The 23,306-nt window shown below is 67.8% G+C and carries 23 protein-coding genes; 12 read left to right on the top strand and 11 right to left on the bottom strand.

Annotated features, from left to right (window positions below; all coding sequences use genetic code 11):
- The first annotated feature begins 102 nt into the window (after positions 1 to 102).
- The 7 genes from IEV67_RS12965 (at position 103) to IEV67_RS12935 (ending at position 7,973) form a co-directional block, all read left to right on the top strand.
- A complete protein-coding gene (locus tag IEV67_RS12965) occupies positions 103 to 1,623 on the top strand; it encodes an ABC transporter ATP-binding protein (protein WP_188436999.1) in 1,521 nt (506 codons plus the stop codon).
- Positions 1,620 to 2,927 carry an ABC transporter permease gene (locus tag IEV67_RS12960; protein WP_188436998.1) on the top strand — a complete coding sequence of 436 codons (1,308 nt, stop codon included), beginning with the start codon at positions 1,620 to 1,622 and terminating at the stop codon, positions 2,925 to 2,927. Before IEV67_RS12965 ends, IEV67_RS12960 begins: the two co-directional genes overlap by 4 nt.
- Positions 2,924 to 4,204: an ABC transporter permease gene (locus tag IEV67_RS12955; RefSeq protein ID WP_188436997.1), complete on the top strand. Its 1,281-nt coding sequence runs from the start codon at positions 2,924 to 2,926 to the stop codon at positions 4,202 to 4,204. Before IEV67_RS12960 ends, IEV67_RS12955 begins: the two co-directional genes overlap by 4 nt.
- A 19-nt stretch (positions 4,205 to 4,223) precedes the next feature.
- Positions 4,224 to 4,622, top strand: coding sequence for a cytidine deaminase (locus tag IEV67_RS12950; RefSeq protein ID WP_188436996.1), 399 nt, complete (start codon positions 4,224 to 4,226; stop codon positions 4,620 to 4,622).
- Complete coding sequence (locus IEV67_RS12945; RefSeq protein WP_188436995.1) at positions 4,619 to 5,911, top strand: thymidine phosphorylase; 1,293 nt, start codon at positions 4,619 to 4,621, stop codon at positions 5,909 to 5,911. Before IEV67_RS12950 ends, IEV67_RS12945 begins: the two co-directional genes overlap by 4 nt.
- A 61-nt stretch (positions 5,912 to 5,972) precedes the next feature.
- On the top strand, positions 5,973 to 7,091 hold the full coding sequence (locus IEV67_RS12940; RefSeq protein WP_188436994.1) for an adenosine deaminase: 1,119 nt from the start codon (positions 5,973 to 5,975) through the stop codon (positions 7,089 to 7,091).
- Positions 7,092 to 7,349: 258 nt separating this feature from the next.
- The gene (locus IEV67_RS12935; protein ID WP_229703102.1) at positions 7,350 to 7,973 is read left to right on the top strand and encodes a PfkB family carbohydrate kinase; all 624 of its coding nucleotides are present in this window, start codon (positions 7,350 to 7,352) and stop codon (positions 7,971 to 7,973) included.
- Positions 7,974 to 7,982: 9 nt separating this feature from the next.
- Here the strand turns inward: IEV67_RS12935 and IEV67_RS12930 are convergent, their stop codons facing one another.
- The 8 genes from IEV67_RS12930 to IEV67_RS12895 all read right to left on the bottom strand — a co-directional run bounded on the left by IEV67_RS12930 (position 7,983) and on the right by IEV67_RS12895 (position 15,683).
- Positions 7,983 to 8,681, bottom strand: a complete 699-nt coding sequence (locus IEV67_RS12930) for an alpha/beta hydrolase (RefSeq protein WP_188436993.1) — start codon at positions 8,679 to 8,681, stop codon at positions 7,983 to 7,985.
- 78 nt (positions 8,682 to 8,759) lie between these two features.
- Entirely contained in the window at positions 8,760 to 10,052 is a 1,293-nt protein-coding gene (locus IEV67_RS12925) for a flavin-containing monooxygenase (protein WP_188436992.1), read from the bottom strand.
- Positions 10,053 to 10,130: 78 nt separating this feature from the next.
- Positions 10,131 to 11,276 (bottom strand): mannitol-1-phosphate 5-dehydrogenase, encoded by a 1,146-nt coding sequence (locus IEV67_RS12920; protein ID WP_188436991.1) that lies wholly within the window; start codon positions 11,274 to 11,276, stop codon positions 10,131 to 10,133.
- A complete protein-coding gene (locus IEV67_RS12915; RefSeq protein WP_188436990.1) occupies positions 11,273 to 11,707 on the bottom strand; it encodes a PTS mannitol transporter subunit IIA in 435 nt (144 codons plus the stop codon). Before IEV67_RS12915 ends, IEV67_RS12920 begins: the two co-directional genes overlap by 4 nt.
- 55 nt (positions 11,708 to 11,762) lie before the next feature.
- Entirely contained in the window at positions 11,763 to 13,394 is a 1,632-nt protein-coding gene (locus IEV67_RS12910) for a PTS mannitol transporter subunit IIBC (RefSeq protein ID WP_188436989.1), read from the bottom strand.
- The gene (gene ptsP / locus IEV67_RS12905) at positions 13,391 to 15,076 is read right to left on the bottom strand and encodes a phosphoenolpyruvate--protein phosphotransferase (RefSeq protein ID WP_188436988.1); all 1,686 of its coding nucleotides are present in this window, start codon (positions 15,074 to 15,076) and stop codon (positions 13,391 to 13,393) included. Before ptsP ends, IEV67_RS12910 begins: the two co-directional genes overlap by 4 nt.
- A complete protein-coding gene (locus IEV67_RS12900; RefSeq protein ID WP_033106842.1) occupies positions 15,073 to 15,357 on the bottom strand; it encodes an HPr family phosphocarrier protein in 285 nt (94 codons plus the stop codon). The genes ptsP and IEV67_RS12900 overlap by 4 nt, the downstream gene beginning before the upstream one ends.
- Positions 15,354 to 15,683 carry a PTS sugar transporter subunit IIB gene (locus IEV67_RS12895; protein WP_188436987.1) on the bottom strand — a complete coding sequence of 110 codons (330 nt, stop codon included), beginning with the start codon at positions 15,681 to 15,683 and terminating at the stop codon, positions 15,354 to 15,356. The genes IEV67_RS12900 and IEV67_RS12895 overlap by 4 nt, the downstream gene beginning before the upstream one ends.
- Positions 15,684 to 15,807: 124 nt before the next feature.
- On the opposite strand from IEV67_RS12895, the gene IEV67_RS12890 reads away from it, so the two are divergent.
- Positions 15,808 to 17,730, top strand: a complete 1,923-nt coding sequence (locus tag IEV67_RS12890; protein WP_188436986.1) for a BglG family transcription antiterminator — start codon at positions 15,808 to 15,810, stop codon at positions 17,728 to 17,730.
- Positions 17,731 to 17,768: 38 nt separating this feature from the next.
- Here IEV67_RS12890 and IEV67_RS12885 read toward each other — a convergent pair whose 3' ends face one another.
- Genes IEV67_RS12885 through IEV67_RS12875 form a run of 3 tightly spaced genes read right to left on the bottom strand, consistent with a single transcriptional unit; the run spans position 17,769 to position 20,548 of the window.
- The gene (locus tag IEV67_RS12885) at positions 17,769 to 18,032 is read right to left on the bottom strand and encodes an HPr family phosphocarrier protein (protein WP_188436985.1); all 264 of its coding nucleotides are present in this window, start codon (positions 18,030 to 18,032) and stop codon (positions 17,769 to 17,771) included.
- Positions 18,033 to 18,041: 9 nt separating this feature from the next.
- Positions 18,042 to 19,718 carry a phospho-sugar mutase gene (locus IEV67_RS12880; protein WP_188436984.1) on the bottom strand — a complete coding sequence of 559 codons (1,677 nt, stop codon included), beginning with the start codon at positions 19,716 to 19,718 and terminating at the stop codon, positions 18,042 to 18,044.
- Positions 19,715 to 20,548 carry a purine-nucleoside phosphorylase gene (locus IEV67_RS12875; RefSeq protein WP_188436983.1) on the bottom strand — a complete coding sequence of 278 codons (834 nt, stop codon included), beginning with the start codon at positions 20,546 to 20,548 and terminating at the stop codon, positions 19,715 to 19,717. Before IEV67_RS12875 ends, IEV67_RS12880 begins: the two co-directional genes overlap by 4 nt.
- Positions 20,549 to 20,597: 49 nt before the next feature.
- Between IEV67_RS12875 and IEV67_RS12870 the strand changes: the two genes are divergently transcribed.
- From IEV67_RS12870 to IEV67_RS12855, 4 genes are all read left to right on the top strand, one after another.
- A complete protein-coding gene (locus IEV67_RS12870) occupies positions 20,598 to 22,046 on the top strand; it encodes an NAD(P)H-quinone dehydrogenase (RefSeq protein ID WP_188436982.1) in 1,449 nt (482 codons plus the stop codon).
- A 67-nt stretch (positions 22,047 to 22,113) separates the two neighbouring features.
- Positions 22,114 to 22,533, top strand: a complete 420-nt coding sequence (locus IEV67_RS12865) for an SHOCT domain-containing protein (protein ID WP_306440998.1) — start codon at positions 22,114 to 22,116, stop codon at positions 22,531 to 22,533.
- 22 nt (positions 22,534 to 22,555) lie between these two features.
- On the top strand, positions 22,556 to 22,978 hold the full coding sequence (locus IEV67_RS12860; protein WP_188436981.1) for a DUF6325 family protein: 423 nt from the start codon (positions 22,556 to 22,558) through the stop codon (positions 22,976 to 22,978).
- 28 nt (positions 22,979 to 23,006) lie between these two features.
- Positions 23,007 to 23,306 (top strand): SHOCT domain-containing protein, encoded by a 300-nt coding sequence (locus IEV67_RS12855; protein WP_188436980.1) that lies wholly within the window; start codon positions 23,007 to 23,009, stop codon positions 23,304 to 23,306.

The following is a 23,306-nucleotide window of genomic DNA, read 5'->3' as shown; positions in this document are numbered from 1 at the left end:
AACCACAGGGGGAGGTCGGCGACCCGCCGGCCTCCCCTCGCTGTTGCCCCGGCTCCGACCCGAACCTGGGACGGGGCACCTTTGCTGATTAGGATCTGAAATATGAAGCTTGAACTGCGCGGCATAACGAAGAGGTTCGGCGCGCTGACGGCAAACGACCACATCGATCTCACGATCGAACCGGGGGAGATCCACTGTCTCCTCGGCGAGAACGGTGCGGGCAAGTCGACGCTGATGAACGTGCTCTACGGCCTGTACCAGGCCGACGAGGGCGAGATCCTGCTGGACGATGTCGTGCAGAACTTCGCAGGTCCTGGAGACGCGATGGCCGCCGGCATCGGCATGGTGCACCAGCACTTCATGCTGATCCCCGTGTTCACTGTCGCTGAGAATGTCATGCTGGGCCATGAGAAGACCCGCTTCGGTGGCCGGCTCGATCTGCCTGCGGCTCGAGCGATGGTGCGCGAGATCTCCGACCGCTTCGGCTTCCACGTCGACCCGGATGCCGTCGTCGAGGATCTGCCCGTCGGCGTGCAGCAGCGGGTCGAGATCATCAAGGCGCTCTCCCGCGATGCCAAAGTGCTCGTATTCGATGAGCCCACCGCTGTGCTGACGCCGCAGGAGACCGATGAGCTGATGGCGACGATGCGTCAGCTCAAGGAATCGGGCACCTCCATCGTCTTCATCACCCACAAGCTCCGGGAGGTCCGCGAGGTCGCGGACCGGATCACGGTCATCCGACTCGGCAAGGTCGTCGGGGAGGCGTCTCCGACCGCCGGCAACGAGGAGCTCGCCTCGCTCATGGTGGGGCGCGCCGTCGAGCTCAGGGTGCACAAGAACGCACCGAAGCTGGGCGAGGAATCGCTCATCGTGAAGAACCTCACCGTCACCGATCCCTTCGGCACTGTGCTCGTCGACGACGTGTCGTTCTCGGTGCGCGGCGGCGAGGTCCTGGTGATCGCCGGTGTGCAGGGCAACGGACAGACCGAGGTCACCGAGGCGATCGTCGGCCTGCAGCCGCGCGTCGAAGGCAGCGTGCAGCTCAATGGCGCCGAGCTGGTGGGGCGATCAGTGCGCGACATCCTCGACGACGGCGTCGGCTTCGTTCCGGAGGACCGCAGCGTCGACGGGCTGGTGAAGGAGTTCTCGATCGCGGAGAACCTCATTCTCGACCGTTCGGTCGGCGCCCCGTTCGTCAAAGCGGGCACCCTGCAACTGCGTGCGCTCGACGAGTTCGCACGCGAGAAGATCACCGAGTTCGACATCCGCACGCAAGGGCCGGCCCAGCAGGCAGGGCGACTATCAGGCGGCAACCAGCAGAAGGTCGTGCTCGCTCGCGAGCTGAGCCGCGAACTCTCACTCTTCGTGGCGGCGCAGCCGACGCGCGGCGTCGACGTCGGATCCATCGAGTTCATCCACAAGCGCATCATCGAGACCAGGGATTCGGGCATCCCGGTGATCGTCATCTCCACTGAGCTCGATGAGGCGGCGGCACTCGCCGACCGCATCATGGTGATGTATCGCGGCAAGGTCGTCGGCGTCGTGCCGGGCGACACCACACGGGAGAAGCTCGGCCTGATGATGGCGGGCATGGTCGAGACGACCGAGGAGGCAGGCGCATGAGCGCTCTCACACCTGGCCCGATCAAGGCCGCACCCGCGGACTTCGGCTCGGCGGAACCGACCCGCTGGAACAGTGCGCTGCAGCGCATCGCCACCGGCAACGGGATGATCTCGGTCCTCTCCGTGATCCTCGCCCTCGTGGCGGGGTCGATCATGATCGCCTTCACCGATTCCGAGGTGCAGCGCACGGCGGGGTACTTCTTCGCGCGCCCCGGCGACATGCTGCTCGCTGTGTGGGAGTCGATCTCCGGCGCCTACGTGGCGCTGTTCCAGGGCGCGATCTACAACTTCCGCGTCGACGGGTTCGCTGCGGGGATCAAACCGCTCACCGAGACGCTGAAATTCGCGACACCGCTGATCGCGGCCGGTCTCGGCGTCGCGCTCGCGTTCCGCGCCGGTCTGTTCAACATCGGCGGCCAGGGCCAGATGCTCATGGCCGCGGCCGCCGCCGGCTGGGTCGCGACGAGCATGGACATGCCGTGGCCTCTGCACATGCTGGTCGCCATCATCGCCGGCATCATCGCCGGTGCGATCTGGGCCGGCATCGCCGGAATCCTCAAGGCGCGAACAGGCGCGCACGAGGTGATCGTGACGATCATGCTCAACCACATCGCGTTCTACCTGCTGGCATGGATGCTGGCCACACCCGGCATCCTGCAGGCGCCGGGCTCCAACAACCCGAAGACCGCGGCGATGGCGGAGTCGGCACTGCTGCCAGGAATCCTCGGATCGCAGTACAAGCTGCACGCCGGCTTCATCCTCGCGCTGATCGCGGTCGCCTTCACCTGGTGGCTGCTCGAGCGTTCGAGCCTCGGCTTCCGCTTCCGAGCCGTGGGGGAGAACCCGGCGGCGGCACGCGTGGCGGGCATCAGCGTCGGGAGGATGTACTTCCTGGTGATGGTGATCGCCGGTGGTCTGGTCGGCATCGCCGGCGTCAGCCAGGTGCTCGGCACCGTGACCAGCGGCTTCGGCAGCGACATCGACGCCGGGATCGGTTTCGACGCGATCACCGTCGCGCTGCTCGGACGTTCGACGCCGCTCGGCGTGCTCGCGGCCGGCATCCTGTTCGGCGCGTTCAAGGCCGGTGGGTTCGCGATGCAGGCCTCGGAGAACGTGCCGATCGAGATCGTCCTCGTGGTGCAGTCGCTGATCGTGCTGTTCATCGCCGCACCGCCACTGGTGCGTGCGATCTTCGGTCTGCCGCAGCCTGGTGCTCGCAAGAGGCCCGCGAAGCCGAAGAAGCCCAAGAAGCCGAATGATCCGGCGACGAACGACTCGCCCCGCACCGAGGAGGTGTCGGCATGACCATCTCCGCTGAAGCTGTCGTCAGCGACGAGCAGCGCCGCGTCGCCATCACCTCGTGGAAGACGCCGGTCATCTTCGCGCTCTTCACGGTGCTCTTCGCACTGCTGCCACTGCTGGCACCCCGAGACGGGATGAGCACGTTCCGGCTGGTGCGCTCGGCCGACGCCGTGATCCAGCTCCCCGAACTGGTCCTCCCGGCCAACGCGACCGCCTGGGTGTGCGTCGTCCTCATGGCCGCCACCACGCTGCTCGCGGTGCTGTGGACGCGCGCCCAGCGCAGACTGCCGCTCTGGCTGACCGTGGTCTACGTCGTGATCCTGCTGGTCGGATTCCTCGCGTGGGCGTCGGCTGGTGGCACGCTGCCGATGATCGGACTGCTTGGTGGTGCTCTTGCGCTCGCCACGCCCTTGATCTTCGGGGCTCTGGGCGGTGTGATCGGCGAGCGCGTCGGCGTCGTCAACATCGCGATCGAGGCGCAGCTGCTGGCCGGCGCCTTCATGGCCGCCCTCGTCGGCTCGGCGACCGGGAGCCCGTGGATCGGCCTCATCGCCGCGATGGTCGCCGGTGTGCTGGTCTCGCTCGTGCTCGCCGTGTTCGCGATCACCTACTACGTCAACCAGGTGATCGTCGGTGTGGTGCTGAACGTGCTCGTCGCCGGGCTGACCACGTTCCTCTACCGCCAGGTGTTGAACGCGAATCCCGAGACACTCAACTCCCCTCCGCTGTTCCCGGTGATCTCGATCCCCGTGCTCAGCGAGATCCCGGTGCTCGGCCCGGTGCTTTTCCGCCAGACGATCATCGTGTACCTGATGTACATCACGGTGTTCCTGGTGTGGTTCGGCCTCTACCGCACCCGCTGGGGCCTGCGCCTGCGCGCGGTCGGCGAGCACCCGCAGGCCGCGGACACCGTCGGCATCAAGGTCGCACCGACCCGCTACTGGAACATGATGCTCGCCGGCGCGATCGCCGGCATGGGCGGCGCGTTCTACACGCTGGTCACCAACCCGCAGTTCGGCCGCGAGATGACGGCGGGCGCCGGCTATATCGCCCTCGCCGCCGTGATCTTCGGCAAGTGGGACCCGGTGCGCGCCACCCTGGCGGCACTGCTGTTCGGCTTCGCCACGAACCTTCAGGGAGTGCTGTCGGTCATCGGATCCCCGGTGCCGAGCCAGTTCATGCTGATGCTGCCGTACGTCGTGACGATCTTCGCCGTGGCCGGTCTGGTCGGACGATCACGCCCGCCGGCAGCATCCGGCGAGCCGTACATCAAGAGCTAGAGGACAGGGCACAGCAACAATGACTGACATCGACTGGGACGAGCTGCGTCAGATCGCCACCGACGCCATGCACAAGGCGTACGCGCCGTATTCGCGGTACAAGGTGGGAGCCGCCGCTCTCGTGGACGACGGCCGTATCGTCGCCGGCTGCAATGTGGAGAACGCCTCGTATGGCGTGACCCTGTGCGCCGAGTGCGCGCTGGTCGGCGATCTGCACATGTCCGGCGGAGGGCGGCTCGTCGCGTTCGTGTGCGTCAACAACGACGGCCAGACCATCATGCCGTGCGGCCGCTGCCGTCAGCTCCTGTTCGAGCACTCCATGCCGGAGATGCTGCTGGAGACCGTGTCCGGCATCCGCACGATCGACGAGGTGCTGCCCGATGCGTTCGGACCGCGTGACCTGGAGGATGCCCGATGAGCGTTGAGGCGTACGACGCGATCGACGTCATCCGCGCGAAGCGCGACGGCGGCGAGGTCCCGGAGCCCGCTCTGCGTTGGATGGTCGACGCCTACACGCGCGGCTACGTGTCGGATGCGCAGATGGCGTCGTTCGCGATGGCCGTGTTTCAGCGCGGCATGCAGCGCGATGAGATCCGCGTGCTCACCGACGCCATGATCGCGTCGGGGGAGCGGATGAGCTTCGCATCCCTGGGCAAGAAGACCGTCGACAAGCACTCGACCGGTGGCGTCGGCGACAAGATCACGCTGCCCCTCGCCCCACTGGTCGCCGTATTCGGCGTCGCGGTGCCGCAGCTCAGCGGTCGCGGTCTCGGGCACACCGGCGGAACGCTCGACAAGCTCGAGTCGATCCCCGGGTGGCGCGCGGCGCTCAGCAACGAGGAGATGTTCGCGCAGATGCAGGGCGACGTCGGTGCCGTGATCTGCGCGGCGGGCTCTGGTCTGGCGCCTGCCGACAAGAAGCTCTACGCGCTCCGCGATGTCACCGGCACGGTCGAGGCGATCCCGCTGATCGCGTCGAGCATCATGTCGAAGAAGATCGCCGAAGGCACGGATGCTCTGGTGCTGGACGTGAAGTTCGGCTCCGGCGCCTTCATGCAGGACATCGACCGTGCGCGCGAACTCGCGCAGACCATGGTCGCACTCGGCACCGATTCCGGCGTCGCCACCACGGCGCTTCTCACCGACATGAACGTGCCGCTCGGTCTCGCGATCGGCAACGCCAACGAGGTGCGCGAGTCGGTCGAGATCCTCGCCGGAGGGGGCCCGGCCGACGTGCGCGAGCTGACCCTGGCGCTGGCGCGCGAGATGCTCGCACTGGCGGGACACCCGGATGCCGATGTCGAGGGCGCGCTGGATGACGGCCGCGCGATGGACGTCTGGAAGGCGATGATCCGCGCCCAGGACGGCGATCCGGATGCTGCGCTCCCGACCGCACGCGAGACGCATGTCGTCACGGCTCCCGCCGACGGCGTCGTGACGCGCATGGACGCCCTGCCGTTCGGCATCTCGGCGTGGCGCCTCGGCGCAGGACGCGCCCGCGCCGAAGACAAGGTCGTGCACGCGGCCGGCATCGATCTGCACGCCAAGCCGGGCGACCATGTGACGGCGGGTCAGCCGCTGTTCACGCTCTCGGCGGAGGATGAGGCGCGCTTCCCTCGTGCTCTCGAGGCGCTCGACGGCGCGTGGTCGATCGGCGACACCGCGCCCGAGAAGGGCCCGCTCGTCCGCGAGCGCATCACCGCGTAGGCTGGGGTTTCACCGCTCGCTGAGTCCGGCGACGCGTCGGTCTCTGAGAGGACACAATCCCATGTCGATCGCTTCCGACGGTGACATCAAGGTCGAGGGCGTATCGCTGCGCTCGCTCCCGAAGATCTCGCTGCACGATCATCTGGACGGCGCCGTGCGCCCTGGGACGATCGTCGAACTGGCGGCGGAGATCGGCCTGGAACTGCCGGCGGGCGACGCCGATGGTCTCGGCGACTGGTTCACGAAGCGCAGTCGATCCGACTCGCTGGTGGACTACCTGGAGTCGTTCGACTACACCGTCGGTGTGATGCAGACGGCCGAGAACCTCACGCGCATCGCGCGCGAGTTCGTCGAGGACCTCGCGGCAGACGGCGTGATCTACGGCGAGGTCAGGTGGGCGCCGGAGCAGCACCTCGCGGGCGGACTTTCGCTCGACGACGCGGTCGAAGCGGTCCAGCAGGGGATCGAAGACGGCGAGGACGCCGTGGACCGCAGCGGGCGCAGCATCCGCGTCGGCCAGATCCTCAGCGCGATGCGTCAGAGCGATCGGTCGCTCGAGATCGCCGAGCTCGCGCTGGATCACCGCGAGAGCGGCGTGGTCGGCTTCGACATCGCGGGCCCGGAAGACGGCTACCCCGCCTCTGATCATCGTGAGGCGTTCGATCTGCTCGCCGAGAACTTCTTCCCGGTCACCGTGCACGCCGGGGAGGCGGCAGGACTCGCATCGATCCGCAGTGCGCTTCTCGACGGGCGTGCGCTCCGCCTCGGACACGGAGTACGCATCGTCAGCGACCTCGACGTGATCGATCGGGACGGCGATGAGGTTCAGGTCAAGTTCGGCGACCTCGCACGCTGGGTTCGCGACCGGGAGATCCCCCTCGAGCTCTCGCCGTCCTCGAACGTGCACACCGGCGCGATCGAGGCATGGGGCACTGAGCTCGCCGATCATCCGTTCGATCTGCTCTACCAGCTCGGCTTCGCCGTCACGGTGAACGTCGACAACCGCACCATGAGCCGCACGTCGCTGACTCGTGAGCTCGCGCTGCTCGTCGACGCCTTCGGCTACGACCTCGACGACCTCGAGGCCTTCCAGTTCAACGCGGCATCCGCGGCATTCCTGCCGATCGAGGAGCGCGAGGAGCTCGTCGAGATGATCGCCGACGGCTTCCGGAGGTCCTGACATCGTCTCGCCCTCCGTGTTCATCGCGGGCCCCGCATCCTGGAACTCTCTGGTCGTGCTCGACCGGCTGCCGGAGCCTGTGCCGCACATGCAGTTCGCCGAAGGCAGCTGGGACACGGTGGGCGGGACCAGCGCGGGCAAAGCTCTGAGCCTCGCAGCGTTGGGGACATCCTCGGTGCTGTACGCGCTCAAGGGTGACGATGAGGCGGGACGCAGGGACGCAGGGTCGCCGCGGCGTTGGCGGCGGCGGGAATCGACGTGCGCTGGGGACCCAGCACCGTGACCGAGCGGCACCTCAATCTGATGACGCGCGCCGGCGAGAGGGTTTCGCTCTATCTCTCGGGGGTGTCCGCCCAGACGGCGGAGGTACCTGACGATGTTCGTACGGTGATGACGGATGCCGAGATCGTGGTGCTCGATCTGGCGGCCGAGTCCCTGCGGCTGCTGCCGCTCGTGAAGGCGAGCGGGCGTCCGGTGTGGGTCGACGTGCACGACTACGACGGCGAGGCAGAGTTCCATCGCCCGTTCCTCGACGCTGCCGATGCGGTCTTCTGCAACGCCGACAGGCTGACCGATCCGGTCGGATTCCTGCGATCGTGCGTCGCGTCCGGGGCGTCGTTCGCGGTCTGCACCCTCGGCGCCGATGGGGCGGTGGCGGTGGACAGGGACGGCCAGACGCACCGGGTGGATGCCGTGCCGGTGGATGTCGTCGACACCAACGGCGCCGGTGACGCCTTCTTCGCGGGAGTGTTGGCAGCACGGCTCGCGGGCGCGGCGCTGCCTCAGGCACTCGCGTCCGGCGCGTCATCCGCCTCGACGGCGCTCGGCACCAAGCACCTGCATCCGATTCTGGATGCGGTCGTCGACGTCGGCGTCCTCTGAAAGGACCGCTCAGTCCGCGGGTTCGACTTCGATCGCGAAGTCGCCGACGAGGTCGGTGAGCTGGGCGATCATCTCTGCGTCGGAGATGGTGGGTGTTCCGTCGCCCGCTTGCGGCCCGTACGCCCCGAATGAGGCGTGAGATGCCCCCTCGATCTCGACGAGTTCGGCGTCTTCAGGCAGCAGATGCCTGGCATCCGCGATCTTCTCGGGGGTCGACAGGCCGTCCTCACTGCCCGAGATACTCAACACGGGCAACCCGCTGTCGGACAGGTCGGTGGCACAGTACGACGCGAAAAGCGCGAGAGCGTCGGCATCTGAAGCGAGCTGACAAGCGCGCACGCCGCCGAGGGAATGGCCGCCAACGATCCAAAGATCGATCTCGGGTGCCAGGGAGGCGAATGTGTCCAACGGGCGCGGGTCGAAGAAGGCGAGATTGAGCCACGGCTTGGTGATGACGACGGTGATGTCGTCTTCGGCGGACAACTGCTGCAGCGTCGCGGCGTACGCCCAAGGATCCACCTTGGCGCCGGGGATGAAGACGAGACCGATGTCGGAGGAGCCGTCGGATGGGGAGAGGACGATTCCCGCCGCGTCGTCCGTGATCGTGACATCGGGGTTCGCGCGGACGGCAGCAAGAGGCTCGGCTTCTGCCTTGCTCACGCCGATCTGGCTCCAGGCGATCGTCCCGCCGACAAGGAGAACGACCACGAGAAGGACACTCCATCCGACCCTGGCCAGGATTCTCCGGCGTCGCGTCTTCTGCACATGGTCAGCGTAGTCGCCGCGTCATCGTGCCGCCTCCAGCGCATCGCGTTCGCGGCGGACGGCCGCGCGGTAGGCGTGGTTGTTCACGTAATAGGACATCCGGGGGAGGCCGAGGTAGTGGTAGCCGCCGGTGACATCCGGCCACGGGCTGCCGGTCACCCTCGCCCGGAAGCGTTCGGCGTTCTCCGGTGCGTTCTCGGCCGCGGCGAGATAGCTCGCCAAGAGCTCAGCCTGCTCGTACCGGCCTTGCCAGCCGATGCCGGACGCCTCGATCATGCCCATCATGTACAGGCCGTTGAAAGTCGCGGGGAACATGTTCAGGAACAGCCGCGGTGATGCCCCGCGCCACTGCAGGTGCTCGCGATCGACGAACGGGTAGTCCAGGTGGTATCCGGTCGCGAGCATCACGAGGTCGTAGTCGCCGCTCGAACCGTCGCGGAAGAGGACGGCATGCCCGTCGAATCGCTCGACGTCGGCGCGCACACGCAGGTCGCCCTGCCCGAGGTGGTTCAGCACCATCGTGTTCACGATCGGGTGCGATTCGTAGATGCGGTAGTCGGGCTTGGGGAAACCGAAACGAACCGGGTCGCCGGTGAACGCCTTGAGGACGCGGGAGTCCACGGCCTGTTTGATGCGCGCCGGCAACGGTCTGCCCTGGTTGAGAGTGTCGCTTGGTCTGCCGAACAGGTAGCGCGGGACGAAGTAATAGCCGCGGCGCACGCTCATGTCGACGGATGCCGCGTGGTGCACGGCGTCCACGGCGATGTCGCAGCCGGAATTGCCCGCACCCACGATGAGCACCCGCTTGCCGTCCAACTGAGACGCGCTCTTGTATGCGCTCGTGTGGATGAGGTCGCCGGCGAACTCTCCCTCGAAGGAGGGCACGGTCGGCTCCGCGAGCGTACCGTTCGCGATGATGACCCCCGCGTACCACTGCGTACCCACGCCGTCCGGACCCGTGTGAGCGAGGTCCCATCCGCCGTCACGCGGTTCGAGCCTGGTCACGCGGGTATCGAAGTGGAACAGCGACGTGAGCCCGAAGTGATCCGCGTACGACTGGAAGTACTCGCGCAGCACCCGGTGGCTCGGGTAGTCGACGTCCGAGACCATCGGGAACTCGGCGAACTCGGTCGTGGTGCGGGACGAGATGAGGTGCGCCGACTCGTACATCGTGCTGCGCGGGTTCGTGATGTCCCACAGGCCGCCGACGCCGTGCGACGCCTCGAAGCCGTCGACCTCGATGCCCCGCACCTGCAGCGCTCGCGCGATGGCCAGGCCGGACGGTCCAGCGCCGATGACGGCGTATCTGCTCATGATGCTCCCCGCACGACGCTGTGCTCGATCTGGCGTCCCCCAGGCTCGATCGTAGCGGCATCGTCGTGCGGGAAGTCGTCAGAGGGTGCGCAGCTCCTCTTGCCGCGCGGCGAAGACCTCGTGCACGGCGTCGAAGAGCGGATGCTCCGGCTCCAGACCCGTGACGGTGGCGGTGAGCACGTCCGCGTCCTCAGAGCGCAGCATCCGCTGAAGCTCCACGGACTGCTCGTCCGATTCGTCGTCGAATGCGACGGCGGCAGCGACGGCGGCGACGAGCGCAGAGGTCGAGAGCCCGCGCTCCGCAGCCTGGACTGCCGGGCCGATGAAGCGCTCGTTGCGCGACAGCTTGCGCAGCGGCTGGCGCCCGACGCGCTGCACGGTGTCGACGAGTTCCGGATTGCGGAATCGCTCGAGGATCGTGGCGCGGTATTCGGCGAGCTCGGCGGGATCGAGCCCGTGCACGGCGCTGAGCACCGCTGATGTCTCCTCCAGCGCTGCACCGACGCGTGCGACGATCGACGGATCTGCGAGTGCATCCGAGATGCGCACGTGACCTGCCTGCGCGCCGAAGTACGCGGTCGCCGCATGGCCGGTGTTCACGGTGAACAGCTTGCGCTCGATGTAGGGGCCGAGATCGTCGACGAAGTGCGCGCCGGGAATGCTCGGCAGATCCCCGGCGAACGGTGTGGACTCGATCGCCCACTCGAAGTACGGCTCGACCGTCACATCCACGCCGCCGCCCTCTGGCTGCGCAGGCACGATGCGATCGACGGCCGTGTTCGCGAACGCGGCGCGATCCGTCACGGACGGATCCAGCTTCTCGATCTCGGCACGGAGCTGATCCGTGGCTCCGATCGCGTTCTCGCACGCCATGACCTTCAGCGGAGCGAGGTCGGGGGAGCGGCGCGCGAGCCCTGCGACGATCGCGGGGGCGATGAAGCGCAGCACGGTCGGACCGACGGCGCACGTGACGACATCGGCGGTCGCGACCTCGTCGGCAACGGCATCCGGGTCCGTCTTGCTGTTCACCGCGCGGTAGCCGGTGACGATCCGATTCACGCCGCCGGGGCCCGCCTCGCGCACGGTATACGACTGCGTGGCGTTGATGGCGTCCACCAGGGCGTCGGCGACGTCGGAGAACACCAGTTCGTAGCCGCCCTCGTGCAGCAGCAGCCCCACGAAGCCGCGCCCGATGTTCCCGGCGCCGAAGTGGACGGCCTTCATCCTTCGTTCACCGCCGACAGGAGCGCGTAGAGCTCGTCCGGAGTCTGAGCGGCATTGAGCTTGGCGACATCGTCCTCATCCGAGAACAGGATGGCGATCTGGGAGAGGATCTCGAGGTGCTCGTCGCCGCGGCCGGCGATGCCGATCACGAACGTGGCCTCATCTCCCGCCCAATCCACGCCGCCGTCGTAGCGCACGACAGAGAGGCCGGAGTCCAGGATGGCCTCTTTCGTCTCATTCGTGCCATGCGGGATCGCGAGGCCGTTGCCCATGAAGGTCGACACCGTCTCCTCGCGCTGACGCATCGCGTCGACGTAGGCGGGGGTGACGGCGCCGGCTGCCACGAGGATGTCGGTCGCCTCCTGCAGCGCATCGTCCTGAGTGGCGGAGCCGGAGTGGATGCGGACCTGTCCGATTGACAGTACGGCCATGATGTTCCTTTCTGAGGTGGGGCGGATGCTGTTCGCATCCGCCCCACCGGATCGATTACTCGCCGGATTCCTTCTGCTCGCGCACCATCTCGACGACCTCTTCATACTGCGGCGCATTCATGAAGTTGTCGACCGAGACATGGATCGAGTTCGGGGACTTGCCCTTCGCGCGGTCGGTCAGCTGCTGCTGGGTGATCACCAGGTCGGCGGTGCCGTCGAGGTTCGCGATGGCCTGGTTGGTGACCTTGACGTCCTCGATGCCGACCTTCTTCAGCTTGTTGCGCAGCACGCTCGCGCCCATCGCCGACGATCCCATACCGGCGTCGCAGGCGAACACGATGTTCTGGATCGGAGCGGTCGCCGTCGCCGTGGTCGACGTCGCGGCAGCTGCCGTGCCACCTGCGGATGCGGAGGCTGCGAGGTTCGACAGGTGCTCGGACTTCTTGCCCTTGTTCGCCTCGGTCTGCGCGATCGCCGCGCCGAACGTGTCGCCTTCTGCGGCCAGATCGCGCTTGCGCGATGCCCGCAGGATGACGGCCGTGATCAGGAACGTCACGACGGCGGCGAGGATGACCGAGAGGTACACCACCACCAGGTTCCAGACGCCGCCGCCGATCGCGGCCGCCGTCACGGCGATGATGCTTCCTGGGGCTGCCGGGAATCCCAGACCACCGCCGAGGAGCATGTTCGTCGTGACGCCTGCCGCGCCGCCGGCGATCAGGGCGAGGATCGTGGTGGGCTTGCTGAGTGCGTACGGGAAGTAGATCTCGTGGATGCCACCGAAGAACTGGATGATCGCGGCTCCAGGCGCCGATGCCTTGGCAGCGCCGACACCGAAGAACGTGAACGCGAGCAGCAGACCGAGGCCGGGGCCGGGGTTGGCCTCGATGAGGAACAGGATCGACTTGCCATTCTCGGTCGCCTGCTCGATGCCGAGCGGTGTGAACACGCCGTGGTTGATGGCGTTGTTCAGGAACAGCACCTTCGCCGGCTCGACGATGATCGAGACGAGCGGCAGCAGCTGCAGCGTGACGAGCCAGTCGACAGCCGCGCCGAGCACTGTGCTGATGCCGAGCATCACAGGACCGAACGCGAAGAAACCGGCGATCGCGAGGATCATGCCGAGGATGCCGGCGGAGAAGTTGTTCACCAGCATCTCGAATCCGGGGCGGATCTTGCCGTCCCAGAGCCGGTCCATCTGCTTGGTGATCCATGCCGCCAGCGGTCCCATGATCATCGCGCCGAGGAACATCGGGATGTTCGTGCCGACGATGACACCCATCGTCGCGATCGTCGCGACGACACCGCCGCGTTCGGCGTAGACGAGGCGGCCGGCCGTGTTCGCGATGAGCAGCGGCAGCAGGTAGGTCACCATGGCGCCGACCAGGCCGACGTAGCCCTGGAAGTTGCCGTTGTCGCCCTCCGTCAGCGCCGTCATGGCGCCCGGCCAGTTGATGAGCGCGGAGTCGCCGCCGCCGCCGATGATCTCGGCCACAGGGGCCCAGTGCCATCCGAACGGGCTGTCGGCGCCGAAGAATCCGGCGGGGATGAACAGCATCGTGATGAAGCCCCACGCGATGAAGGCTGCGATGTTCGGCATGATCATGCCCGAGAGGAACGTGCCGAGTCGCTGCACGCCCACCCGTACCCCGTTCTGCTTCGGGGCGGCTGTTGACGTCGTCGTCATGATGTCGTCTCTTTCTGGTGTGAAGGGAGGGCCGTGACGGCTTCAGCCACGGCATTGCGGGCACTTGCGGCATCGTCTGCCGCCAGTGCCACCTCGGCGAGGTGCTTCGCCTCGTCGAGGGTGCGCTCGGAGAGCGCGAGTCGTACGTCGGCGAGGGCCGCCGACGCCATCGACAGGCTTGTGGCGCCGAGTCCGACCAGCACGGCGGCCAGCAGCGGATCCGCTGCCGCCTCGCCGCAGATCCCGACCGGCTTGCCGAGGCGGGCTCCTGCCGCGCCGACCTCGCCGACCAGTCGCAGCACCGCAGGGTGCCACGGGTCCTGGAAGCTCGCGACGGACCCGAGCATGCGGTCGGCGGCCATCGTGTACTGGGTGAGGTCGTTCGTGCCGATGGAGGCGAAGTCGGCATGGGCGAGCACCCGGTCGGCCAGCAGCGCGGCGGCCGGGATCTCCACCATCACACCTGCTGTCTTGATCCCGTACTCCCGGGCGAGCGCGGTGAAGTACTTCGTCTCCTCGACGGTGGCCACCATGGGTGCCATGACCCACAGGTCTGCGGAGGTCTCGGCATCCGCCTCGGCGAGAGCGGTGAGCTGCTCCCGCAGGATGTCCTCGCTGGCGCGCAGCGACCTGAGGCCCCGCAGCCCGAGGGCAGGGTTCTCCTCGTGCGCGTCATTGAGGAACGCGAGGGGCTTGTCGGCGCCCGCATCCAGCATCCGCACCACGACCTTCTTTCCCGGAAACGCCGAGAGCAGATCGCGATACGACTTCCGCTGCTCGGCCACCGTGGGCGCCTGAGCGGAGGAGAGGAACAGGAACTCGGTGCGGAACAGGCCGACGCCTTCCGCGCCGCGCGACACCGCGTCCGCGGCATCCGCCGGCTTGCCGAGGTTCGCGAGCAGAGCGATGGCCGTGCCGTCGGCGAGGGCGCCAGGCGTGAGCGGAGCGCTCCCCGCCGCGTCGAGCGCCGCGGCGCGCTGGGCGGCCTTCTCCAGCTGCTCGGTGGTCGGATCGCTTGTCACCACGCCCGCCGCCGCATCCACGATCACGCTCGTGCCGGTCGCGAGTGACGACGCCTCGGTCGCTCCCACGATCGCGACGATGCCCTTCTCCCTCGCGAGAATGGCGGTGTGCGAGGTCGGGCCGCCGTCGGTGGTGATCAGCGCCAGCACCTGTTCCAGGTTGAGCAGGGCGGTGTCGGCAGGTGCGAGATCGCGGGCGACGAGCACGAACGGATGCCCCGGATCCGGCACCCCGGGAGCGTCGAGGCCGCGCAGGTGCGCGAGCACGCGCTGGGCGATGTCGTCGAGATCGGCCGCGCGCTCGCCGAGGTAGCCGCCGACGGCCTCGAGCGTGGCGCGGAAGCCGGCGAACGCGTCGTGCACCGCCCACTCGGCAGTGCCGCCGTCATCGATGCGGGAATCGACCTCGTCCTGAAGGGTCGGGTCCTCGGCGATCATCGCCTGCGCCTCGAGCACTTCCTGGGCGGCGCCTCCGGCGGTGTCCGCACGCTGCTGCAGCTCCGCGGCGACGGCCGCCACGGCTTCGCGGGCGCGGGTGCGCTCGGCATCCGTGCCGATCGTGCTGGGCGTGTTCTCGGGTGCCGGCAGCGGCTCCGCCATGCGGACGACGGGGCCCTGGGCGATGCCGCGACCGACGCCCACGCCGCGCAACTCGGTCATCCGGCCGCCTCCTGATCGTGATCGGTCGTCAGTAGTTCGGTGAGCGAGTCGAGCACGCCCTCGGCGCCTTCGCCGTCCGCCGTGAGCGTCACGTAGTCGCCGTACTCGATCGCGAGAGCGATCACCCCGAGGATGCTGGCCGCGTTGGCCGGCTTGCCGGAATCCTTCGCGATCGTCACGGAGATGCCGGAGTCCTTGGCGGCCTGCGCGAACAGCTTCGCCGGGCGCGCGTGCAACCCGTGGGAGGAGCCGATGCGGACGGTGCGTGAGATCTCGGTCATGATGTTCCTTTCGCGGTGGACGGTGAATCGTTCGTCGAGGAGGAGAGCGCCCTGCGGGCGACGGCGAGCGTGCGGATGCCGTCGCGGTCGGCGAACACGTCGTCGGGGAGTACCGCGACGGGTGCGTGGGATGCGGCGCGGATGGCATCCACCCGGTCGGCGAGATGCGGGCCGACGAGCACGAGGTCCGCGAACGCGGTCGAGATCGTCTGCTCGGTGCCGGCGGCGGTGTCCCAGCCGAGGCCGGCGTCCGATGCCGCGCGCCGCAGTCGCTGAGCGACGAATGTGCTGGACGCCCCCGCGCCGCACACCACCAGGATCTTCATCGATGCACCTCTTCCTGCTCTCCATTCTGGGAAGAAGCTGTGAGCGGCGCCACCACGTTCCTTTCCTCCCCTGCGGAACCCTCCGCTGCGCCCGCGGGCGCGGTGGTGCTGGCATCATGGGAACATGTCGCGTCAGCGTCAGGATCAGCTCCTGCAGACCCTCCTCCGGCAGGACGATTGGGCGACGGCGGCGAGCCTCGCGGATCTGTTCGGCGTGACGCCGCGCAGCATCCGTTCCTATGTCGCCGCGCTCAACGCCCGCGCGACAGGCGGCGATGCCGTCGAGTCAGGGCCCGCCGGATACCGCGCCGGAGCAGGCGCGCACGCGACTCTGCGCGCACGGGCAACGGGGGAGTCCGCGCCCCGCGACCGCCTGCACACCGTGGTGCGCATGCTGCTGGATGAGTCGGAGGGCATCGATGTGTTCGCCACCGCGGAGCGCCTTCATGTCAGCGAGGCGACCCTCGAGGCCGATCTCGCCCGAGTGCGCGGGCTGCTGGACGGCACGGAACTCCGGCTCGAACGCGAGCGCGAGACGGTCAGGCTTTTGGGGACCGAGATCGCCCAGCGCCGGCTGCTGAGCCGACTCGCGCACGACGAGATGGATGCCGGGTCGTTCCACCCGGAGAGCATCCGCCGCGCGCTCACCGGCAGCGCCGTCGCCGCACATGCCGTGGCTCCGTTCAAGACCGCTCTGGTACGCGAGCTGGGTGCGCTGGGCTATTACGTCAACGAGCTCGCGATCTCCGATGTGCTGCTGCACATCGCGATCGCCGCCGACCGTGTCTCGGCCGGTCGCGCGCTCGAGACCCCGCAGCCGGGGGCATCGGAGGAGATCCCGAAACTGGGCGGCGTGATCACGCAGCTCGCCGCAGAGCACTTCGGCGTCGCTCTCGGCGAGGGCGACAGCGCGCATCTCGCGACGCTCGTGCTGACGAGGGCGATCGCGCCAGGGCAGAGCGTGGGGCACGATGTCGCCCGCAGCGGCGTCGATCAGGCGGTCGAGGCCGCCGTCCGCGCCGAGATCGTCCAGGCCGCAGCGGACTATCAGGTCGATCTCGTCGATGAGGCGTTCATCCTGCGGCTGGCGCTGCACGTGCAGAATCTGCTGCGCCGAGCCGAGGAGCAGGCCTGGACGCGCAACCCGCTCACGAGGTCGCTGAAGTCGTCGTACCCCATGATCTTCGAGGTGGCGGTGTCGATCGCGAGCGGACTGCACGATCGGCTGGGCGCCCCGATCCACGACGACGAGATCGCCTACATCGCGATGCACATCGGCGGGAGGCTGGAGCGCAGCCGGAAGGCCGAGTCGATCCTCACCGCGACGATCGTCTGCCCCGGCTACTACGAACTGCACGAGCTGCTGCGCTCGAGCGTCGATCGCTCGCTGGGCGCGTCGGTCGAGGTGACCAGCGTCGTCACGAGCGTCGATCCCGACTGGGATGCGATCGACACCGATCTCGTGCTGAGCACGATCGAACCCGGTGCGAACGGCGACCGCTACGTGCGCATCCAGCCGTTCCTCACCGAGGCCGACGTCGAGCGCGTTTCGCAGGCCGCGGCTCGCATGCGTCGGACGCGCCGCCTCACCCGTCTGCGCGAGGAGCTGTCGCGCTACTTCGTCGCTGATGCGTTCGTGCGCCCGTTGCAGGACGAGGGCGAGGAAGCCGTCATCCGCCGCCTCGGCGGGCTGCTCGTGGGTGCCGGTCTCATCGCCGGCGACTACGTCGAGAACACGATCGTCAGGGAACGGATGTCGTCGACTGCGTTCACGGACGCGCTGGCCGTTCCGCACGCGCTGCAGATGACGGCGCAGCGCACGGCGATCGCGATCGGAGTGGCCGATGGCTCGGTCGCATGGGGAGAAGGTCGTGTGCAGGTCGTCGCGCTCGCCGCGTTCAGCGAGAGCGATCGCACGGCGTTCCAGACCGTGTTCGAGCAGCTCGTCGAAGTGTTCAGCGAACGCGAGAGCGTCCAGCGGATCGTCCGCCGTGGCACGTCGTTCGAGGCGTTCCTCGATGAGCTCGTCGCCGTCATCGACGGCTGAGCATCACATCAGCCCCGCTCGCGTCAGTTCCGCTCGCGTCAATCCTGCCTCGCGAGCACCTCGGTCAGCGCATCCAGCACGCTCGCGGCTCCTGCCGATTCTGCCGTGGACAGCACGACCTCATCGCCTTGCACGAGGGCGAGGTCCATCACGGCCAGCACACTGCTGAGATCCACCTGCGTCCCCTTCGCGGTCCGCAGCGTGATCGAGTCGTGATGCGCCTGCGCAAGGCGCACGAGCTCGGCGACGGGACGGGCGTGCACACCGTTGTGCGCGCTGATGATCACATGTCGGGTCGGCATACAGTGATGCTAGCTTCGCTCCTCCAGAAGTGCGCGCACACCTGCTTCGAGATCGGCGACCGCGCGCCGGGAGCCCTCGGCCGAATCGCCGCGTGCGTCGATGTACACCTTGAGCTTCGGCTCGGTGCCGCTCGGCCGCACGATCACGCGCGAGCCGTCGGCGAGTCGGTACCGCAGCACATCGCCGGAGGGCTGTCCCTCGGGCGCCTGCATGAGATCCTCGGCGGAGTCGATCGTCGTGCTGCCGATGCGCGCGGGTGGCAGAGTGCGAAGGGCGAGCATGACTCTGTCGATGATCGAGAGGTCATCCACGCGCACGGAGACCTGACCGCTGGCGAAATGGCCGTACGTGTCGCCGAGTTCGGCGACGAGCGTGGCGAGAGTCGCGCCCCGCTCCTCTGCCTCGGCCGCGAGACCGAGCACGGCGATCGCAGCGGAGATGCCGTCCTTGTCGCGCACGGTCTCCGGGTTCACCAGGTATCCGAGCGCCTCCTCGAAGCCGAACACCATTCCCGGTGCTCGCGAGATCCACTTGAAGCCGGTCAGCGTCTCGTGGAAGTCGAGTCCGTGGTGCGCGGCGATCGCGCCGAGCCCGGGGGAGGAGACCAGCGAGCACGCCAGCGACGCGCCCGGCGTGCCCTCCGCAGTCCGTGCTGCGCGAGCGCCGAGCAGCAGACCCACCTCGTTGCCGCTCAGCCGGCGCCAGCCGCCGTCGGCAGACTCGTCGGGTATCGCGACCGCCAGGCGGTCGGCATCCGGGTCGTTCGCGATGATGAAATCCGCACGGGTGCGTTTGGCGGCCGCGAACGCGAGGTCCATCGCCCCTGGCTCTTCGGGATTCGGGAACGACACGGTGCGGAACGTCGGGTCGGGACGCAACTGCTCTCGCACGGTCGTCGGCTGCGGGTAGCCTGCCGTGCGAAGGATGCGGGAGAAGGTCTCCCATCCCACGCCGTGCATCGCCGTGTAGACCCAGTTGAAGCCCTTCGCCGACTCCGGAGCGGGAGCGACAGCGGCCGTATCGCGGATGTAGGCGGAGATAACGTCTTCGGCGGCGGTCTCATACGAGGTCCAACGCGGCAGCCGGGAGATGTCGCCGGTATCCGCCACCCGCTGGATGTGCGCGGCGATCTCGGCGTCCGCGGGAGCCACGATCTGAGATCCGGCATCCGCACCGCCGAGGTACACCTTGTAGCCGTTGTCGTCCGGCGGATTGTGACTGGCGGTCACCATGACGCCGGCATCCGCGCCGAAGTGACGCACGGCGAATGCGAGCACCGGCGTCGGCAGCAGGCGCGGCAGCAGTATCGTGCGAAGCCCTGCGCCGGCGAACAGCTCGGCGGAGTCGTGCGCGAACTGCCGGGAGTTTCGGCGTCCGTCGTAGCCGACCACGACGGTGGGGATGCCCTGCACGCGCTCGCGCAGATACGACGCGAAACCGGCGGCGGCCTGGGCGATCAGTACGCGGTTCATCCGGTTGCTGCCGGCGCCGAGCGCTCCGCGCAGGCCGGCGGTGCCGAAGGCGAGGCGTGTGCCGAACCGGTCATCCAGATCGGCGATCGCCGCGGCGTCACCGGAGGCCGCCCTGGTGACGATTCCGGCGAGCTCGTCTCGGGTCTCGGCATCCGGATCCTGACGCAGCCACGCGCGCGCCTGAGCCAGTCGCGCCTCGGTCTGCTCGCTCACAGCGCCTCCACCACTCGGGCCAGCAGCGCGGAGATCACCGGCTCGGCCTCGCGGCCGGCCTCGATGACCTCGGTGTGGCTGAGCGGCGTCTTCTGGATGCCGGCGGCGAGGTTCGTGATCAGCGAGAAGCCAAGAACCTCCATGCCCGCCTCACGGGCGGCGATCGCCTCGAGAGCCGTCGACATGCCGACGATGTTCCCGCCGATGATCTTCGCCATCTGCACCTCGGCCGGCGTCTCATAGTGCGGTCCGCGGAACTGCGTGTAGACGCCCTCGTCCAGCGACGGGTCGACGGTGCGGGCGATGTCTCGCAGTCGCGCTGAGTAGAGGTCGGTCAGGTCGACGAAGTTCGCGCCCTCCAGCGGAGAGTCCGCAGTCAGGTTGATGTGGTCGCTGATGAGCACCGGCTGGCCGGGCTTCCATGTCTCGCGGATGCCGCCGGCACCGTTCGTGAGCACCATGATCTTCGCCCCTGCGGCGGCTGCGGTGCGGACGCTGTGCACGACACGGCGGACGCCGTGGTCCTCGTAGTAGTGCGTGCGGGCGCCGATGACGAGCACATGCGTGCCGCCGGGCGTGCGGATGCTGCGGAGTGTGCCGACGTGGCCCTCGAGCGCCGGCTTGGAGAATCCGGTGACCTCGGTGGCCGGGATCGTCGCGATGGTCTCGCCGAGCAGGTCGGCGGCTTTGCCCCATCCGCTTCCGAGCGTGAGGGCGATGTCGTGCTTCTCGACGCCGCTGAGCCGCGCGATGTCCGCGGCGGCGAGGGCTGCGACCTGGAACGGATCGGCGTTCGGGTCGTCGAGGGGGTTGTCGTGAATGTCGGTCATGGATCCACTCTAAGAGTGGTGACGGCAACGCACTCGGGATTGCGGAAGAATGGGGGTCATGTCTTCCACTCCTTTCGAGCGCACTCAGCGGGTTGCCGTCCTCGGCGGCGGTCCCGGCGGTTACGAAGCGGCGCTCGCCGCAGCCCAGCTCGGTGCGGAGGTGACTCTCGTCGAGCGCGTCGGTGTCGGAGGCTCAGCCGTGCTCACCGACGTCGTGCCGTCGAAGAGCCTGATCGCCACGGCCGACGCCGCAGTCGCGATCTCCGAGGCGAGCGATCTCGGTGTGCAGTTCTATGCGAAGGGCGCGGCGGGAAAGCCGCTCAAGCCTGAGATCGCTATCAACCTCGCCGCCGTCAACAAGCGTCTGCTCGCACTTGCCGGGCAGCAGTCGGAGGACATGCGCGAGACGCTGCTCGAGGCCGGTGTGCGCATCCTCTCCGGTCACGGACGTCTTGAGGGTCCGAACGCGATCGTGGTCGCCACCGGGCCAGGCGGCACCGATTTCGATCGCGTCGAGGCCGACACCATCATCGTGTCGGTCGGCGCATCGCCGCGCGAGCTCGACAGTGCGAAGCCGGATGGCAAGCGCATCCTGACCTGGACGCAGCTGTACGACATGAAGGCGCTCCCTGAGCACCTGATCGTGGTCGGCTCCGGCGTCACCGGCGCGGAGTTCGCCTCGGCGTACATGAACCTCGGCGCGAAGGTGACGCTCGTCTCGAGCCGCGATCAGGTGCTGCCCGGCGAGGACAAGGACGCAGCGCACGTGCTGGAGAAGGTCTTCAAGCGCGGCGGCATGACTGTGCTGTCCAAGTCGCGCGCCGACAGCGTGGAGCGCACGGAGACCGGTGTGCTCGTGACGCTCTCCGACGGTCGCACCGTCGAGGGCAGCCACTGCCTGATGGCGGTCGGATCCGTTCCGAACACGGCGGGGATCGGCCTGGAGGAGGCTGGTGTCGAACTCACCGAGTCCGGCCATGTCCGCGTCAACCGCGTCGCGCGCGCCTCCGTGCCGAACATCTACGCGGTCGGTGACTGCACGAACTTCATGCCGCTCGCCTCCGTCGCATCCATGCAGGGGCGCACCGCGGTGTTCCACGCGCTGGGCGACATCGTGATCCCGCTCGAGAAGATCAAGGTCACCTCGAACATCTTCACCGCCCCCGAGATCGCCACGGTCGGCTGGGGCGAGAAGGACGTCGAGGACGGCGTCGCCGACGGACTGGTCTACAAGCTGCCCCTGGCCGCGAACCCGCGCGCGAAGATGATGGGCATCAAGGACGGCTTCGTGAAGATCATCGCCCGCAAGGGCTCTGGCACCGTCATCGGCGGTGTGATCGTGGCGCCGAAGGCGTCGGAGCTGATCTATCCGATCGCGGTGGCCGTCGAGCGCCGTCTCACGGTCGACCAGGTCTCACGCGTCTTCGCGGCCTACCCGTCGCTGTCGAGCAGCATCACGGATGCCAGCCGCGCGATGCATCTCGTCAACATCTCGTAGTCCTCACCCCTCCCGGATGAGGCCCGCCGCAAGCGCGGGAGGGAGATGCCACCATGCTACCGACGACGTGATCGTCACGACGAAAGGTAGCCTCATGTCATTCTGGGAATCCGTCTGGTCCATCTTCTGGTGGATGTTCTGGGCATACATCTTCATCGCCTATCTTCTGGCACTTTTCACGGTGCTGATCGACATCTTCCGTGATCACAAATTGAACGGCTGGGCGAAGGCCGTCTGGATTTTGTTCTTGGTCTTCGTGCCGTTCATCACGGTGCTCGTCTACGTGATCGCCCGCGGCAGCGGCATGGGCGAACGTGCCTCGAAGACATATCGGGACGAAAAGGCCGCGTCGGACGCGTATATCCGTGATGTGGCAGGCTCCGCACCAGATCCCGCTCAGCAGATCGAAAAGGCTTCCCAGTTGCTCGCATCAGGTGCCATCACCGATGCGGAGTTCGCGCAGATCAAGGCGAAGGCACTGGCGTAGCCGCTGAAAGCGATGGGACGAGATGAAGCCCTTCACGCTCGGCCCGGTGGAGCTGACCATCGTCGCGCAGGAGACCGGGCGGCCATCGCCCGGGCTCCTGGCGTCGCTGGCGGCGCAGGTGGACACGGGCGCTGTACGACTCCTCGACTTCGTCGTCCTCGAGAAGTCAGCGGACGATCAGGTGACCGTCAGTGAAGTCGATCGCGTCGAGTTCGCACTAGCCGGACTCGAACTCAGTGCGCGCGGCCTCGCCGGGTATGAGGACCTCAGCGCCCTCGCCGAGAGGATGCCGTTGGGTACCTCGGCCGCCGTCATCGCGTTCGAACCAGTCTGGTCGCGCACGCTGGACCAGCAGCTCGCGGAATCGGGGGCCGTCGTGATCGGCGCCGAGCGGATCCCGGCCATGGTCGCGAACGCGATCCTCGAGCTCTCCGCCGAGATATGACCATGGCCATGACACGACGGGAGCCAACGTGCCCGCACTCACACTGAACAGGGCAGGGCGCCCTGGGCTGATCTGGCTTGCCGAGCGGACGAGGACCATCTCCGCCAGTAGCTCGGATCCGCCAGGCAACAGCGGACAGCTGCTCTATGAGGCAGTCCGCGCGGTAGCAAGGGCAGAGGCCGCCGTCTCGCGTTTCAGCTCGGCTCGCGTGCCGAATGTGCCCACGGAACTCGAGCGACTCGCGATCCTGCACAGCTCCGGTGAACTCAGCGACAGCGAGTTCGCCGCGGCCAAGATGCGCGTCATCGGAAAGGGGAATACCGCCTGA

The organism is Microbacterium murale, from assembly GCF_014635185.1.
Lineage (GTDB): Bacteria > Actinomycetota > Actinomycetes > Actinomycetales > Microbacteriaceae > Microbacterium > Microbacterium murale.
This window is presented reverse-complemented; position numbering and strand designations above follow the sequence as displayed.

Coding starts and splice junctions, on each gene's coding strand:
- IEV67_RS12965 (WP_188436999.1), top strand. CDS start 103: ATGAAGCTTGAACTGCGCGGCATAACGAAGAGGTTCGGCGCGCTGACG.
- IEV67_RS12960 (WP_188436998.1), top strand. CDS start 1,620: ATGAGCGCTCTCACACCTGGCCCGATCAAGGCCGCACCCGCGGACTTC.
- IEV67_RS12955 (WP_188436997.1), top strand. CDS start 2,924: ATGACCATCTCCGCTGAAGCTGTCGTCAGCGACGAGCAGCGCCGCGTC.
- IEV67_RS12950 (WP_188436996.1), top strand. CDS start 4,224: ATGACTGACATCGACTGGGACGAGCTGCGTCAGATCGCCACCGACGCC.
- IEV67_RS12945 (WP_188436995.1), top strand. CDS start 4,619: ATGAGCGTTGAGGCGTACGACGCGATCGACGTCATCCGCGCGAAGCGC.
- IEV67_RS12940 (WP_188436994.1), top strand. CDS start 5,973: ATGTCGATCGCTTCCGACGGTGACATCAAGGTCGAGGGCGTATCGCTG.
- IEV67_RS12925 (WP_188436992.1), bottom strand. CDS start 10,052: ATGAGCAGATACGCCGTCATCGGCGCTGGACCGTCCGGCCTGGCCATC.
- IEV67_RS12920 (WP_188436991.1), bottom strand. CDS start 11,276: ATGAAGGCCGTCCACTTCGGCGCCGGGAACATCGGGCGCGGCTTCGTG.
- IEV67_RS12915 (WP_188436990.1), bottom strand. CDS start 11,707: ATGGCCGTACTGTCAATCGGACAGGTCCGCATCCACTCCGGCTCCGCC.
- IEV67_RS12910 (WP_188436989.1), bottom strand. CDS start 13,394: ATGACGACGACGTCAACAGCCGCCCCGAAGCAGAACGGGGTACGGGTG.
- ptsP (WP_188436988.1), bottom strand. CDS start 15,076: ATGACCGAGTTGCGCGGCGTGGGCGTCGGTCGCGGCATCGCCCAGGGC.
- IEV67_RS12900 (WP_033106842.1), bottom strand. CDS start 15,357: ATGACCGAGATCTCACGCACCGTCCGCATCGGCTCCTCCCACGGGTTG.
- IEV67_RS12895 (WP_188436987.1), bottom strand. CDS start 15,683: ATGAAGATCCTGGTGGTGTGCGGCGCGGGGGCGTCCAGCACATTCGTC.
- IEV67_RS12890 (WP_188436986.1), top strand. CDS start 15,808: ATGTCGCGTCAGCGTCAGGATCAGCTCCTGCAGACCCTCCTCCGGCAG.
- IEV67_RS12885 (WP_188436985.1), bottom strand. CDS start 18,032: ATGCCGACCCGACATGTGATCATCAGCGCGCACAACGGTGTGCACGCC.
- IEV67_RS12875 (WP_188436983.1), bottom strand. CDS start 20,548: ATGACCGACATTCACGACAACCCCCTCGACGACCCGAACGCCGATCCG.
- IEV67_RS12870 (WP_188436982.1), top strand. CDS start 20,598: ATGGGGGTCATGTCTTCCACTCCTTTCGAGCGCACTCAGCGGGTTGCC.
- IEV67_RS12860 (WP_188436981.1), top strand. CDS start 22,556: ATGAAGCCCTTCACGCTCGGCCCGGTGGAGCTGACCATCGTCGCGCAG.